Here is a 13,896-nt window from a genome sequence, read left to right as displayed (position 1 = left end):
AAGGGTTTGTTCGGCTTGATTCAAGGGGACACGTAGTTCTTATAAAATACAAAAGAAAGAAATTATTCCATTCCCCCATTACTATTCCGCGCTATCCCTTCTTCGGTTTGGCCGACTCAATAGCCCCATCAGGTTTGTAAATAATACCGTCAACGTAATTCCTGCTGAAATATCAAAGCCTAACGATCTCTACATCGTTAGGCTTTGATACAATTTATTTTAAGCACAAGTCTCGCTACGCTTAAGACTTGCGCCAGAATTGGGCACAAGTACTCCACTACATGTCGCAACGCCCTAAGACTTCATAGATTAGGATCAGATCAATTTCACCATCTAAATTGTTTAAGTCTAGATGACGTAAGATCTAAGTACACATAGTTAAATTTTCTCTGTAATGAATCAGCATTCTTCGCTCTGATCCTGATGCCTTTCGACGCATTAAGGCTACTTAAAATACCATATCTCAACAATAGTGAATCGCTATTTTGATATACCATAATATTCGCATTTAACCTATTTTGCAAAATTCTATCATAAACTGACATATCAAATTTACGCGAATCGTCGGCGTTGAATATTATACCAATGTAATTCCTATCGTTTTTACTTAACAAAAAATTTTGTTTTGGCATCCATGGATAATAATATCTACCAGGAACTATCACGCAATTCCCATTAAAACGTTGCCAAATAGTAACGACTTCAGATTTGTCGTTATTCGATATAAAGCTCCTCCGGTATTCAAGGAGATAATAAATAATTGCTGTAAAAAACAGAATTAGTATGATGTAATATGCTTTGATCATTGATTTTAGATTTATCCACCAATAAAATGTTCCTCCTCATAACAAGTTTACACTATATTTGATGACGGATGATTAAGATTTCAAATAGTTTAGATATTCATCTTGGATCATTCCAGAAACTAAAAATCTATCTTTTGACAAACTGTACGTGTCCAATGAAAACGTTATCGCATCAATCAAGGAAGGGAATTGATTGAATAGCCCAAAAGGTTCATCTGGGTCAACCGCAGAAAACTCATAAATATCTAAATAATCTTCGCTCCCCTCATCAAAGCATTCAATGTAGCCGACTGTGTAGAGACTGTCTCTTTCTTTGGCAATGGTAACCCATTTAAGTATCACATAGTCATCCTTTTTTTCTGCGCCAATCCATTGCTCAATTGATTTTCCGAGTTTTAAATAAGTTTTTGCCTGATCAAACTGTAAGTATTTCATATATATAATTTAATTACCCATTTCCAAGCCCCGCAGGTACCAATGCAATTGTGCATCTTGTTTTCTCATAAGAGGTGTAACGCCTTGATTAAATTTGTTTGGATGCGGTACGAATAGTGGATGACCTGGCCCCACTTCATGCACGCCTGACCCTGGCATTTGATCTCCGTGATGTAACTCTAGTGGCATTTCGTTTCCGGCTTTATTTTGTCTAGGCATAAAATCCAAAGGCCCCTTACCATCATTCGCTCTAGACAAATCTCTTGTTGTCCAAGGCCCTTGATACCTTATTGGCTCTATGTTTGGTCCAAATCCAGTTCCATTATGTAATGAAACCACACTACTGATCTGTGTATTTAAATAACCCTGAACTCCTTCTTTATCCAAGGCATCCAGAGAAGTTCGCATGTCACTGATTTCCCCACCCGATATGATATCAACAATGGTCATCCAAAGTGGTGTCTCCCCCTCCTTTGCAACAATACGTGTTTTCCCACTTACTGAAAAGGCAGCATTTTCGCCTGTTTGTGAATTCGTTGCTGTCCCATCAGCATTTAAATTTACAGCTCCCCCTTTGCTAGATATGACTTGGCCAGCAGCACCAATATGATCAAATCCATCCTGTTCCTTAGTACCATCAAACCATTTAACGGTTCCAGTTTCTTTTGACTGATACCAATCCCATCGCCCATCTGGATCTATTCTGTTAATAGGGTTATTGCTGGTATAATGATAAGGTGTCATCTCAGATCTCCCCTCCGCCAACGGATCCACCATATTCCACCTACCAATCACCGGGTCATAGAACCTAGCACCGTAATCATACTGCCTACCACGACTTTTTGGCCGTTTTCCAGTTTTCCTACCGCATTTTTCAGCTGTTATAAAGAACGTTCCTTATGCGTAAAGTTAGTTTTTTGTTTGGGCTTTACAAGCCTATTGTCGGTGCATTTTTTTTGTTCCCTTCGGGACTTTTAGGTTTTTTTAGGCATTGGGTACTCGGAAGTATGAACCAAAAAAGAAAAGCCAGGACGTTATGCCCGGCTTTCTTTCCAAAGTTATACTTCGTCGTACGCTGGTGTATTTCCTCGCAGGTTGCTCCTCAGCAGAGCCTGTTTCCGCTTTCGCCAGCAACATAAAGATAATGGCTTTTATTTTTTCCGTCAGTTCTTTTTTTCAACATCCCGGACGACATCTCTTCCCTCAAAGGGATGGAAAGAGCTTTGGTTTTGTGTGGTGGCCGGTGCGGCTCTTTCTATCCCTGAGAGGTTGGGCGGGTGCAATGTCACTGCTACGAAGTGCTACCGTTGTTCCCCCGACCAGGCTACCACTGAACCATTTTACCATTTATCAATCTTTGCCTTGCTGCCGCAGGCTTCGCCGCTGACTGACCGGAGGGAGACGGCGGTGCGGTGGCCAGGCGTCGGGAAGAGCGGCTATTTAACATAACACCCATTATAACGACGGCTTTGGTCGTGTTTTGGCATCGTGGGGCTGTTTTATAATGTGTGTTATGTTATTTTGCTTTGGGGCGGTTTTTAGGCGGACTTTTTGTTGGAGGGGGCGGCAGCTTATGTGCCTGTAAGGTAGGGGAACTCGTACTGTAAGGCATATGTGCTGCCATGCTGGGGTACAAAAAGTGTGACGAAAAACCGCCAGAAGGGTCGGCCAGGCTAAGGGCAAAAAAGACAGGGGAAAGCGAGGCACGAGCTGGCTGGATTTTTTGCCCGGGGTCTGTGTGCTATTTCAATGGATGGTGTTTGTTCAGGGCTTCTTTCAAGTCTTCGAGATTGTTTGTTTGGTAACGTTCGGTACTGCTCACATAACGATGCCCAGCCATATACTGAACCGTCCTTAAGTCCTTTTCTTTCAGCCATTCGGTGATTACACTTTGCCTTATTTGTATCGCATTCTTTAGCTTGGGATTGATTTTTCTTAGGGCGTGGTTTAAGTGAAGTAAACTGTTTTTTAACGTTTCTATATCGTTTCTGCCTGTGAACAAACGCCCGCTTTGCTGTTGCATTTTTGGACGGACAATCAATAGATATTCCTGCAGGTCTAAGATTTGGTGTGGCTGTAAACTTAGATTTCTACTGTTGTTCTTATTGGTCTGTGGGATATGGATTTTGCCTTCCCTTAACTTCAAATGCTCCGGACGTAACATTTCCAGTTCGCTCCTGGTCAATGCCTGGTAAACCAGCAAACCCAATATAACCTTGTTCCGATGGGTTCGCTCGTCCCTGATTCCATACTTTTCGTACAGTTCCTCCAGTTCTGCTTTTTCCAGTAAGTCGTGAGGAATATTCCGTACGGTTCCTTTCAAGGTAATGCCTGTTGCCGGATTGTGCGCAGTTACGCCTTCTTTATACAGGTAAGAAAAGTAATAACGTAGCGCCAAAAGCACCCGGTTGATTTGCCCGATGCTACGCCCCTCCTGTTTTAACTGGGCTGCAAAGCTTAAGATTTCGCTATGGCCAACCTCGTCCAGGTGCAGGATTTCATCACTCAGCCAACAGATAAAGTAACGAATATACCGCTGATGCTGCCCAACGGTATCGGGCTTCAATCCCTGTTCCTGTAGATATTCTTCAAACTTCATTGCTTATATGGGTGTAGATTTGTGTGCTTTCAAGGCTACTATGCCCCAGGAACCTTTGGATATGCTCCAGTTTCATTCCAGAAGCTAAAAGATGCGTAGCGATGCTGTGGCGTAGCGTATGTGAACCAATGGGCTTGTTTATTCTTGCTTCTATTTTTAGTTTCTGTATCCGTTCAAATACCGTTCTTAACCGCTTTCCATTAACATTTAGCAGTAATGCAGTTTCTTTTTTATTGTTCAAAAGATATGGACGGCTGTAGGTCAGGTAATTTTCAATATTTTCTTTGTTTTTACCTGTTAATGGTACCATTCGTTCTTTGTAGCCTTTACCTTTTCGTACATAGACCAGTTCTTTTTCCAGCAGTATATCTTCAACGTTCATTGCCAAGCCCTCATTTTTTCTTAGCCCACAACCATAATAGAGCGCCAGCATTGCCCTGTCACGTAATCCCAGCTTATCTTCCCTAGTCGCATCGTAAAGTTTGGTAATTTCTTTTTGCGTCAGTATGCTCTTGATGTTGCTCGTTTTGCCCTTTAATTTGATGTTTATCTCGAAGCTTTCCTGGTTGCTTTCGGCAAGGTATCTCGCAAACTTTTTGACCACCTGCAGATGTTTACGGATGTAGTTCTGACTTAATGCTCCTGGTCTGGTTCTGCTCGGTCGTTCTGATAAATGGTTTAGGTAATTCTGGATGTGGCTTTCTTCTATTTGACCAATGCAGGTACAGTTATTTTCTATCAGAAAGCTCAGGAACTCGTTCAGCATCTTTGGCATATCACGCTGACTGCTTTTTTCAAAGTTCAATATCCTTAACCATTCGCTGAAACCAGCCTGTAAACGCTTGTAATTGTTGTTCATTGGTTTTTATTGTTAGTCAACCTTCCGCCTTTTACCTTAAAGCCTTCTACCTTTTTTTATCCTGCCTTGCATTTTTTACTTTTCTTGGGTTACAGCTTCTTTCTTATTGGTTTTCTGCACTTTATGTAACCCAACAGGGCTTTGGGTTACTTGTGGGCTACGGGTTACTGAAGATTGGGCTTTGATGCTGGACAATATGCTTTCAATCAGCTTTTTGGTGTCAGTTTGTAATGCCTCCAGGTCGTTCCAACTTTGTATTTTATATTCGAAACCTTTATAACGGTTGCCCCTTACAATCTTGATGTAGCCCATCCGTTCCAGTTCAAACAGGTAGCGCCCAATACTGCTCGGACTGGTGCGCATAGCCGAACGGATTTCCTTGCTGTAAAAGCTGTCGGTATCTTTTTCTTTCAAATACCCTTTTAACCGTTCAAAGAAACCCCGACAGGCATCGTTCAGCTCGTCGCTTTTCTTTAGGATAGTGTTTTCCAGTAGCGCAAAGGCATTTTCTACATCCTCTATCGTACTTTCAATATACTGTTCGCCTGTGTCCGTATCGGTTTTCAGCGTTCGCTGGTACTGGTGGTAATAGGTTATCGTTTCTGTGAATAACAAGAGTAGCAACATCGTTCTCCTCGGCTTGAAAACAGCCTCCGGCAGTTGCAGATAGGTGGCATAGGGGTTTTTAACGGTTATCGGTTTCAGCAGCCGCTGTACGTTCTTGATTTGGTTGCGGATTTGTTGTTCCTCCGCCTGGTCTATCTGCCCGGCACTCAGCTTGCGCTGGTAATCCATAATATTTTTGTCCTGCTCGGTACTGCTGTCCATATAGAGCAATATGCAGCGGTTGGCGTTATCTTCGTAAAGCTGTTCTCTTGTGGTGCAACCACTTACACAAACTGGCCCCTCAACATTGAGCGTTATCGTTTTCAGGTTGCCCTTGTTGTCCTTTAGCGTTACTGTTTTACTGATTTTCCGTTTGCTCTGCAGTTCCCGTAATGGATAAAGCACGCTTTCTGCTCCGTCAAGGTCTTCTATCAATAAAAGTTTATGTTTCAGTTCCTCACGCCCGAAGTAGTAGAAGGCATTGGTGGACAGTGTGGTAATTTCCAGTTTATCTTCTTCGGGCATTAGTTCGCTCACTTTTTCCTGTAGCCAGGTCTTACCGCTCCCGCTTGCGCCAAGGCACATCAGGTGCAACGGTACGTGGCGCTTCCTGCTCGTATAGGTCAGGTAGGCAATTATACTGTTGGTTTCTTCGCCAATTAGTCCGCTCAATTTTATCGCTTCCTTTGTACGCTGTAAAAGATTTGCTGATTTTAGAAAGTTGATGGCCTGTTTGCGCTCCGTTTCTGATAGTTCCCGTTTTTCTGGCTGTTTGGGCTTCATTTCTTCCAGCCTCGTTGCCCGGTAGTTTTCCAGTTCGGTTATCAATCGACTGATGACTTGGCTGGTTTCGCTCGTGCTGACGTCCAACGTTTCCGAAGCTTTCTCAATCAATTGCTCGGTCTGGATGCCGTTATACAAGTCCAGGTTGTGGCGGTAGGCATTGGCCGGTTTCCCTGTTAGGCTCAATTTTAGTGTTACTTTCAACCTGTCCAGTCCAGTTAATTTTATTCCGCCAAGCACCGTGATATGGATTTTGTTGTCAATGTAGATTAACAGCTCGGGATTGTCGGTTATCAGTTTTGCCATTGTTGAAAAAAAGTTTTCACTACCTATTTGTCACAAATCTAAAAGATATATCAGATATAAGCAAGACCTATTTGATTTTGATATGCTATTTATATCAGTTATTTTTGACTAACCGCTCAATTACATAGCAGTTTAACTACTTTTAGGTATGACTTTAGGACAGCACATCACCACATTACGCAAGAAAAAGAAGCTTTCCCAAGCCGAACTCGGTAAGACTGTAGAAACATCGGGCGACATCATTGGCCGCTACGAAAGGGATGAGGTAAAGCCATCTATCGAGGTCGTGATACGAATGGCTGATGCGCTTGAAGTTTCACTCGATTATCTCGTTGGTAAAACCGATATGGAACTTGACAACTCCACCCTTAACCGGATACAGGAAGTATCAAAACTACCAGAGGAAGACAAAAAACAGGTATTCTTGGTAATTGACGCACTAATCAGGGACTTCAAGGCCAAAAAAGCCTATGCAGGATAACAACAGACACCTGGAGATTCTCCAGGCGCTAGCCACCGGCACCGACCCCATAACAGGGGAAGTATTCCCTGCCGACAGCCCATACAACCAGCCCGAAATCATCAGAGCGCTTTTCTTTGCTCTTAATGAGCTAGAAGCCCTCGCCCAAAAAGGTAACCAGGGCTTAGCATGGAGTGAGGAAGAAGATGAATTGCTGGCCAAACGCTTTGATAATGGATCCAAGATTACAGAACTTGCCAAACTACATTCTCGCACCTACGGAGCCATTAAAGCTAGACTTCTCAAACTTGGACTACTCAAGAAATAATAAAGCCCAACATTTCTGCCGGGCTTTATTATAATCCATTTTCACACACCTCAGACGTGCGCTAGCGAAGTGGTTATGATGGCTCGTTAAATATTATTTCCCTTACCTCACCTTCACCAAAAGGTAAGGCTCCTTCTCCAAAGGTAAATTTAGAGCCAACATCAAATTTTTCTCCCAAAAACTCTCGATGCAGAAAAGCTATTTCTACAATTCCCTCTTCACCAGGGCAAAAATCTGTATTTTCCTTCAAAGTAATTTGGCCGGATGTTTTCATATCTGGTATAAAATTAAATAAGGGTCTATAACCACTTTTAAATGGAGTTTTACGCTCAGTTTTATACAATTTGATTTTGGCTAATATCTTTATCATTGTTATTAAAAAATAGGACTATAGTTTAAAGCAGTTCCTCTTAGTAAACTTAAATTCTTTGCTGCTATATCTATAGCATTCATTCCATCAGCAGTAAATTTGTACGCACCATTTAGTACACTATTTGGAACTCTTACTTTCATTATTGTATTCGGAATACCATCAAGACCGAAATTATATTTCCCAAATTGAACTGCTTCTTTCAGTGTAGGAGCAAAAAGTTTAGACTCATATCCACCTTCTAAAACTCTGAAACCAAAATTAGCGACATCATCTGCTTCAGCAGCTGAAACAGCCCTAAAAATTGTACTGAAGCCTCCTCCTGACTCTGCCAAGCCTGCTAAAAAACCAGCATTTCTTCCAGCTTGTCCTGCAAGATAAGCGGCTCCAATTTCTCCCCCCGCAATACCGCCGGCAGCAAGTCCAGCAACTATTTCCGATGTAACTTCTGTTGCTTTAAGAGCCGGCAGCATTCCTCCTAACGCACCTTGAAAAGCACTCCATTTTGAACCTGCAGGTGTTTTATCGCTCATATCAGAGCCTGTATAATTCCAGCTTTTATCAGGGTTTAGGGTTATGTCATAACCTCCTTTTGTTTCGTACTGAACTGATTTACCAAGATAGGTTTCACCTGTTTTCGTGGTTGACTGTGAAGTGGCTTTTTCGTCCCAGTACGGCTTTTTATTCTTACCCATCACCCAATCTGTACCTTCCATTCCATCGGGATCCACAAACCTAATCGGGTTATTGAATACAAAAGTGTAAGGAGAATACCGCCTCATCTTCTCCGCCAACGGATCCACCATATTCCACCTACCAATCACCGGGTCATAGAACCTAGCACCGTAATCATACTGCCTACCACGACTTTTTGGCCGTTTTCCAGTTTTCCTACCGCATTTTTCAGCTGTTATAAAGAACGTTCCTTATGCGTAAAGTTAGTTTTTTGTTTGGGCTTTACAAGCCTATTGTCGGTGCATTTTTTTTGTTCCCTTCGGGACTTTTAGGTTTTTTTAGGCATTGGGTACTCGGAAGTATGAACCAAAAAAGAAAAGCCAGGACGTTATGCCCGGCTTTCTTTCCAAAGTTATACTTCGTCGTACGCTGGTGTATTTCCTCGCAGGTTGCTCCTCAGCAGAGCCTGTTTCCGCTTTCGCCAGCAACATAAAGATAATGGCTTTTATTTTTTCCGTCAGTTCTTTTTTTCAACATCCCGGACGACATCTCTTCCCTCAAAGGGATGGAAAGAGCTTTGGTTTTGTGTGGTGGCCGGTGCGGCTCTTTCTATCCCTGAGAGGTTGGGCGGGTGCAATGTCACTGCTACGAAGTGCTACCGTTGTTCCCCCGACCAGGCTACCACTGAACCATTTTACCATTTATCAATCTTTGCCTTGCTGCCGCAGGCTTCGCCGCTGACTGACCGGAGGGAGACGGCGGTGCGGTGGCCAGGCGTCGGGAAGAGCGGCTATTTAACATAACACCCATTATAACGACGGCTTTGGTCGTGTTTTGGCATCGTGGGGCTGTTTTATAATGTGTGTTATGTTATTTTGCTTTGGGGCGGTTTTTAGGCGGACTTTTTGTTGGAGGGGGCGGCAGCTTATGTGCCTGTAAGGTAGGGGAACTCGTACTGTAAGGCATATGTGCTGCCATGCTGGGGTACAAAAAGTGTGACGAAAAACCGCCAGAAGGGTCGGCCAGGCTAAGGGCAAAAAAGACAGGGGAAAGCGAGGCACGAGCTGGCTGGATTTTTTGCCCGGGGTCTGTGTGCTATTTCAATGGATGGTGTTTGTTCAGGGCTTCTTTCAAGTCTTCGAGATTGTTTGTTTGGTAACGTTCGGTACTGCTCACATAACGATGCCCAGCCATATACTGAACCGTCCTTAAGTCCTTTTCTTTCAGCCATTCGGTGATTACACTTTGCCTTATTTGTATCGCATTCTTTAGCTTGGGATTGATTTTTCTTAGGGCGTGGTTTAAGTGAAGTAAACTGTTTTTTAACGTTTCTATATCGTTTCTGCCTGTGAACAAACGCCCGCTTTGCTGTTGCATTTTTGGACGGACAATCAATAGATATTCCTGCAGGTCTAAGATTTGGTGTGGCTGTAAACTTAGATTTCTACTGTTGTTCTTATTGGTCTGTGGGATATGGATTTTGCCTTCCCTTAACTTCAAATGCTCCGGACGTAACATTTCCAGTTCGCTCCTGGTCAATGCCTGGTAAACCAGCAAACCCAATATAACCTTGTTCCGATGGGTTCGCTCGTCCCTGATTCCATACTTTTCGTACAGTTCCTCCAGTTCTGCTTTTTCCAGTAAGTCGTGAGGAATATTCCGTACGGTTCCTTTCAAGGTAATGCCTGTTGCCGGATTGTGCGCAGTTACGCCTTCTTTATACAGGTAAGAAAAGTAATAACGTAGCGCCAAAAGCACCCGGTTGATTTGCCCGATGCTACGCCCCTCCTGTTTTAACTGGGCTGCAAAGCTTAAGATTTCGCTATGGCCAACCTCGTCCAGGTGCAGGATTTCATCACTCAGCCAACAGATAAAGTAACGAATATACCGCTGATGCTGCCCAACGGTATCGGGCTTCAATCCCTGTTCCTGTAGATATTCTTCAAACTTCATTGCTTATATGGGTGTAGATTTGTGTGCTTTCAAGGCTACTATGCCCCAGGAACCTTTGGATATGCTCCAGTTTCATTCCAGAAGCTAAAAGATGCGTAGCGATGCTGTGGCGTAGCGTATGTGAACCAATGGGCTTGTTTATTCTTGCTTCTATTTTTAGTTTCTGTATCCGTTCAAATACCGTTCTTAACCGCTTTCCATTAACATTTAGCAGTAATGCAGTTTCTTTTTTATTGTTCAAAAGATATGGACGGCTGTAGGTCAGGTAATTTTCAATATTTTCTTTGTTTTTACCTGTTAATGGTACCATTCGTTCTTTGTAGCCTTTACCTTTTCGTACATAGACCAGTTCTTTTTCCAGCAGTATATCTTCAACGTTCATTGCCAAGCCCTCATTTTTTCTTAGCCCACAACCATAATAGAGCGCCAGCATTGCCCTGTCACGTAATCCCAGCTTATCTTCCCTAGTCGCATCGTAAAGTTTGGTAATTTCTTTTTGCGTCAGTATGCTCTTGATGTTGCTCGTTTTGCCCTTTAATTTGATGTTTATCTCGAAGCTTTCCTGGTTGCTTTCGGCAAGGTATCTCGCAAACTTTTTGACCACCTGCAGATGTTTACGGATGTAGTTCTGACTTAATGCTCCTGGTCTGGTTCTGCTCGGTCGTTCTGATAAATGGTTTAGGTAATTCTGGATGTGGCTTTCTTCTATTTGACCAATGCAGGTACAGTTATTTTCTATCAGAAAGCTCAGGAACTCGTTCAGCATCTTTGGCATATCACGCTGACTGCTTTTTTCAAAGTTCAATATCCTTAACCATTCGCTGAAACCAGCCTGTAAACGCTTGTAATTGTTGTTCATTGGTTTTTATTGTTAGTCAACCTTCCGCCTTTTACCTTAAAGCCTTCTACCTTTTTTTATCCTGCCTTGCATTTTTTACTTTTCTTGGGTTACAGCTTCTTTCTTATTGGTTTTCTGCACTTTATGTAACCCAACAGGGCTTTGGGTTACTTGTGGGCTACGGGTTACTGAAGATTGGGCTTTGATGCTGGACAATATGCTTTCAATCAGCTTTTTGGTGTCAGTTTGTAATGCCTCCAGGTCGTTCCAACTTTGTATTTTATATTCGAAACCTTTATAACGGTTGCCCCTTACAATCTTGATGTAGCCCATCCGTTCCAGTTCAAACAGGTAGCGCCCAATACTGCTCGGACTGGTGCGCATAGCCGAACGGATTTCCTTGCTGTAAAAGCTGTCGGTATCTTTTTCTTTCAAATACCCTTTTAACCGTTCAAAGAAACCCCGACAGGCATCGTTCAGCTCGTCGCTTTTCTTTAGGATAGTGTTTTCCAGTAGCGCAAAGGCATTTTCTACATCCTCTATCGTACTTTCAATATACTGTTCGCCTGTGTCCGTATCGGTTTTCAGCGTTCGCTGGTACTGGTGGTAATAGGTTATCGTTTCTGTGAATAACAAGAGTAGCAACATCGTTCTCCTCGGCTTGAAAACAGCCTCCGGCAGTTGCAGATAGGTGGCATAGGGGTTTTTAACGGTTATCGGTTTCAGCAGCCGCTGTACGTTCTTGATTTGGTTGCGGATTTGTTGTTCCTCCGCCTGGTCTATCTGCCCGGCACTCAGCTTGCGCTGGTAATCCATAATATTTTTGTCCTGCTCGGTACTGCTGTCCATATAGAGCAATATGCAGCGGTTGGCGTTATCTTCGTAAAGCTGTTCTCTTGTGGTGCAACCACTTACACAAACTGGCCCCTCAACATTGAGCGTTATCGTTTTCAGGTTGCCCTTGTTGTCCTTTAGCGTTACTGTTTTACTGATTTTCCGTTTGCTCTGCAGTTCCCGTAATGGATAAAGCACGCTTTCTGCTCCGTCAAGGTCTTCTATCAATAAAAGTTTATGTTTCAGTTCCTCACGCCCGAAGTAGTAGAAGGCATTGGTGGACAGTGTGGTAATTTCCAGTTTATCTTCTTCGGGCATTAGTTCGCTCACTTTTTCCTGTAGCCAGGTCTTACCGCTCCCGCTTGCGCCAAGGCACATCAGGTGCAACGGTACGTGGCGCTTCCTGCTCGTATAGGTCAGGTAGGCAATTATACTGTTGGTTTCTTCGCCAATTAGTCCGCTCAATTTTATCGCTTCCTTTGTACGCTGTAAAAGATTTGCTGATTTTAGAAAGTTGATGGCCTGTTTGCGCTCCGTTTCTGATAGTTCCCGTTTTTCTGGCTGTTTGGGCTTCATTTCTTCCAGCCTCGTTGCCCGGTAGTTTTCCAGTTCGGTTATCAATCGACTGATGACTTGGCTGGTTTCGCTCGTGCTGACGTCCAACGTTTCCGAAGCTTTCTCAATCAATTGCTCGGTCTGGATGCCGTTATACAAGTCCAGGTTGTGGCGGTAGGCATTGGCCGGTTTCCCTGTTAGGCTCAATTTTAGTGTTACTTTCAACCTGTCCAGTCCAGTTAATTTTATTCCGCCAAGCACCGTGATATGGATTTTGTTGTCAATGTAGATTAACAGCTCGGGATTGTCGGTTATCAGTTTTGCCATTGTTGAAAAAAAGTTTTCACTACCTATTTGTCACAAATCTAAAAGATATATCAGATATAAGCAAGACCTATTTGATTTTGATATGCTATTTATATCAGTTATTTTTGACTAACCGCTCAATTACATAGCAGTTTAACTACTTTTAGGTATGACTTTAGGACAGCACATCACCACATTACGCAAGAAAAAGAAGCTTTCCCAAGCCGAACTCGGTAAGACTGTAGAAACATCGGGCGACATCATTGGCCGCTACGAAAGGGATGAGGTAAAGCCATCTATCGAGGTCGTGATACGAATGGCTGATGCGCTTGAAGTTTCACTCGATTATCTCGTTGGTAAAACCGATATGGAACTTGACAACTCCACCCTTAACCGGATACAGGAAGTATCAAAACTACCAGAGGAAGACAAAAAACAGGTATTCTTGGTAATTGACGCACTAATCAGGGACTTCAAGGCCAAAAAAGCCTATGCAGGATAACAACAGACACCTGGAGATTCTCCAGGCGCTAGCCACCGGCACCGACCCCATAACAGGGGAAGTATTCCCTGCCGACAGCCCATACAACCAGCCCGAAATCATCAGAGCGCTTTTCTTTGCTCTTAATGAGCTAGAAGCCCTCGCCCAAAAAGGTAACCAGGGCTTAGCATGGAGTGAGGAAGAAGATGAATTGCTGGCCAAACGCTTTGATAATGGATCCAAGATTACAGAACTTGCCAAACTACATTCTCGCACCTACGGAGCCATTAAAGCTAGACTTCTCAAACTTGGACTACTCAAGAAATAATAAAGCCCAACATTTCTGCCGGGCTTTATTATAATCCATTTTCACACACCTCAGACGTGCGCTAGCGAAGTGGTTATGATGGCTCGTTAAATATTATTTCCCTTACCTCACCTTCACCAAAAGGTAAGGCTCCTTCTCCAAAGGTAAATTTAGAGCCAACATCAAATTTTTCTCCCAAAAACTCTCGATGCAGAAAAGCTATTTCTACAATTCCCTCTTCACCAGGGCAAAAATCTGTATTTTCCTTCAAAGTAATTTGGCCGGATGTTTTCATATCTGGTATAAAATTAAATAAGGGTCTATAACCACTTTTAAATGGAGTTTTACGCTCAGTTTTATACAATTTGATTTTGGCTAATATCTTTATCATTGTT

The 13,896-nt window shown here is 43.0% G+C and carries 15 protein-coding genes; 4 read left to right on the top strand and 11 right to left on the bottom strand.

Annotated features, from left to right (window positions below):
• Positions 1 to 878: 878 nt before the first annotated feature.
• The 5 genes from AC07VK_RS23945 to AC07VK_RS23925 all read right to left on the bottom strand — a co-directional run bounded on the left by AC07VK_RS23945 (position 879) and on the right by AC07VK_RS23925 (position 6,394).
• Complete coding sequence (locus AC07VK_RS23945) at positions 879 to 1,241, bottom strand: hypothetical protein (protein ID WP_492963646.1); 363 nt, start codon at positions 1,239 to 1,241, stop codon at positions 879 to 881.
• Positions 1,242 to 1,250: 9 nt separating this feature from the next.
• Entirely contained in the window at positions 1,251 to 2,126 is an 876-nt protein-coding gene (locus AC07VK_RS23940; protein WP_492963654.1) for an RHS repeat-associated core domain-containing protein, read from the bottom strand.
• Between the two features lie 856 nt (positions 2,127 to 2,982).
• Positions 2,983 to 3,840 carry a tyrosine-type recombinase/integrase gene (locus tag AC07VK_RS23935; RefSeq protein ID WP_492963642.1) on the bottom strand — a complete coding sequence of 286 codons (858 nt, stop codon included), beginning with the start codon at positions 3,838 to 3,840 and terminating at the stop codon, positions 2,983 to 2,985.
• The gene (locus AC07VK_RS23930; protein WP_492963640.1) at positions 3,830 to 4,699 is read right to left on the bottom strand and encodes a tyrosine-type recombinase/integrase; all 870 of its coding nucleotides are present in this window, start codon (positions 4,697 to 4,699) and stop codon (positions 3,830 to 3,832) included. The genes AC07VK_RS23935 and AC07VK_RS23930 overlap by 11 nt, the downstream gene beginning before the upstream one ends.
• Positions 4,700 to 4,774: 75 nt before the next feature.
• Entirely contained in the window at positions 4,775 to 6,394 is a 1,620-nt protein-coding gene (locus tag AC07VK_RS23925; RefSeq protein WP_492963638.1) for an MTBMA_p00010-related P-loop-containing protein, read from the bottom strand.
• Positions 6,395 to 6,542: 148 nt separating this feature from the next.
• Here AC07VK_RS23925 and AC07VK_RS23920 point away from each other — a divergent pair, with 148 nt between their 5' ends.
• Together AC07VK_RS23920 and AC07VK_RS23915 are read left to right on the top strand one after the other, a co-directional pair.
• Entirely contained in the window at positions 6,543 to 6,875 is a 333-nt protein-coding gene (locus tag AC07VK_RS23920) for a helix-turn-helix domain-containing protein (RefSeq protein WP_492963636.1), read from the top strand.
• Complete coding sequence (locus AC07VK_RS23915; RefSeq protein ID WP_492963634.1) at positions 6,865 to 7,182, top strand: hypothetical protein; 318 nt, start codon at positions 6,865 to 6,867, stop codon at positions 7,180 to 7,182. Before AC07VK_RS23920 ends, AC07VK_RS23915 begins: the two co-directional genes overlap by 11 nt.
• A 73-nt stretch (positions 7,183 to 7,255) precedes the next feature.
• Here the strand turns inward: AC07VK_RS23915 and AC07VK_RS23910 are convergent, their stop codons facing one another.
• From AC07VK_RS23910 to AC07VK_RS23890, 5 genes are all read right to left on the bottom strand, one after another.
• The gene (locus AC07VK_RS23910) at positions 7,256 to 7,552 is read right to left on the bottom strand and encodes a hypothetical protein (protein WP_492963632.1); all 297 of its coding nucleotides are present in this window, start codon (positions 7,550 to 7,552) and stop codon (positions 7,256 to 7,258) included.
• A gap of 5 nt (positions 7,553 to 7,557) precedes the next feature.
• Positions 7,558 to 8,466 (bottom strand): RHS repeat-associated core domain-containing protein, encoded by a 909-nt coding sequence (locus tag AC07VK_RS23905; protein WP_494939841.1) that lies wholly within the window; start codon positions 8,464 to 8,466, stop codon positions 7,558 to 7,560.
• 856 nt (positions 8,467 to 9,322) lie between these two features.
• A complete protein-coding gene (locus AC07VK_RS23900) occupies positions 9,323 to 10,180 on the bottom strand; it encodes a tyrosine-type recombinase/integrase (RefSeq protein WP_492963642.1) in 858 nt (285 codons plus the stop codon).
• Positions 10,170 to 11,039, bottom strand: a complete 870-nt coding sequence (locus AC07VK_RS23895) for a tyrosine-type recombinase/integrase (protein ID WP_492963640.1) — start codon at positions 11,037 to 11,039, stop codon at positions 10,170 to 10,172. Before AC07VK_RS23895 ends, AC07VK_RS23900 begins: the two co-directional genes overlap by 11 nt.
• A 75-nt stretch (positions 11,040 to 11,114) precedes the next feature.
• Positions 11,115 to 12,734, bottom strand: coding sequence for an MTBMA_p00010-related P-loop-containing protein (locus AC07VK_RS23890; RefSeq protein ID WP_492963638.1), 1,620 nt, complete (start codon positions 12,732 to 12,734; stop codon positions 11,115 to 11,117).
• 148 nt (positions 12,735 to 12,882) lie between these two features.
• Between AC07VK_RS23890 and AC07VK_RS23885 the strand changes: the two genes are divergently transcribed.
• Together AC07VK_RS23885 and AC07VK_RS23880 are read left to right on the top strand one after the other, a co-directional pair.
• Positions 12,883 to 13,215, top strand: coding sequence for a helix-turn-helix domain-containing protein (locus AC07VK_RS23885; protein WP_492963636.1), 333 nt, complete (start codon positions 12,883 to 12,885; stop codon positions 13,213 to 13,215).
• The gene (locus AC07VK_RS23880; RefSeq protein ID WP_492963634.1) at positions 13,205 to 13,522 is read left to right on the top strand and encodes a hypothetical protein; all 318 of its coding nucleotides are present in this window, start codon (positions 13,205 to 13,207) and stop codon (positions 13,520 to 13,522) included. Before AC07VK_RS23885 ends, AC07VK_RS23880 begins: the two co-directional genes overlap by 11 nt.
• 73 nt (positions 13,523 to 13,595) lie before the next feature.
• On the opposite strand, the gene AC07VK_RS23875 is transcribed toward AC07VK_RS23880, so the two are convergent.
• A complete protein-coding gene (locus tag AC07VK_RS23875) occupies positions 13,596 to 13,892 on the bottom strand; it encodes a hypothetical protein (RefSeq protein WP_492963632.1) in 297 nt (98 codons plus the stop codon).
• Positions 13,893 to 13,896: the final 4 nt, after the last annotated feature.

The sequence above is a fragment of the Pedobacter sp. GW821-FHT01D05 genome, from assembly GCF_059422505.1.
This window is presented reverse-complemented; position numbering and strand designations above follow the sequence as displayed.

Excerpts from the sequence above, each read along its gene's own strand:
- AC07VK_RS23945 (WP_492963646.1), bottom strand. The coding sequence starts at position 1,241 with ATGAAATACTTACAGTTTGATCAGGCAAAAACTTATTTAAAACTCGGA.
- AC07VK_RS23935 (WP_492963642.1), bottom strand. The coding sequence starts at position 3,840 with ATGAAGTTTGAAGAATATCTACAGGAACAGGGATTGAAGCCCGATACC.
- AC07VK_RS23930 (WP_492963640.1), bottom strand. The coding sequence starts at position 4,699 with ATGAACAACAATTACAAGCGTTTACAGGCTGGTTTCAGCGAATGGTTA.
- AC07VK_RS23925 (WP_492963638.1), bottom strand. The coding sequence starts at position 6,394 with ATGGCAAAACTGATAACCGACAATCCCGAGCTGTTAATCTACATTGAC.
- AC07VK_RS23920 (WP_492963636.1), top strand. The coding sequence starts at position 6,543 with ATGACTTTAGGACAGCACATCACCACATTACGCAAGAAAAAGAAGCTT.
- AC07VK_RS23915 (WP_492963634.1), top strand. The coding sequence starts at position 6,865 with ATGCAGGATAACAACAGACACCTGGAGATTCTCCAGGCGCTAGCCACC.
- AC07VK_RS23910 (WP_492963632.1), bottom strand. The coding sequence starts at position 7,552 with ATGATAAAGATATTAGCCAAAATCAAATTGTATAAAACTGAGCGTAAA.
- AC07VK_RS23900 (WP_492963642.1), bottom strand. The coding sequence starts at position 10,180 with ATGAAGTTTGAAGAATATCTACAGGAACAGGGATTGAAGCCCGATACC.
- AC07VK_RS23895 (WP_492963640.1), bottom strand. The coding sequence starts at position 11,039 with ATGAACAACAATTACAAGCGTTTACAGGCTGGTTTCAGCGAATGGTTA.
- AC07VK_RS23890 (WP_492963638.1), bottom strand. The coding sequence starts at position 12,734 with ATGGCAAAACTGATAACCGACAATCCCGAGCTGTTAATCTACATTGAC.
- AC07VK_RS23885 (WP_492963636.1), top strand. The coding sequence starts at position 12,883 with ATGACTTTAGGACAGCACATCACCACATTACGCAAGAAAAAGAAGCTT.
- AC07VK_RS23880 (WP_492963634.1), top strand. The coding sequence starts at position 13,205 with ATGCAGGATAACAACAGACACCTGGAGATTCTCCAGGCGCTAGCCACC.
- AC07VK_RS23875 (WP_492963632.1), bottom strand. The coding sequence starts at position 13,892 with ATGATAAAGATATTAGCCAAAATCAAATTGTATAAAACTGAGCGTAAA.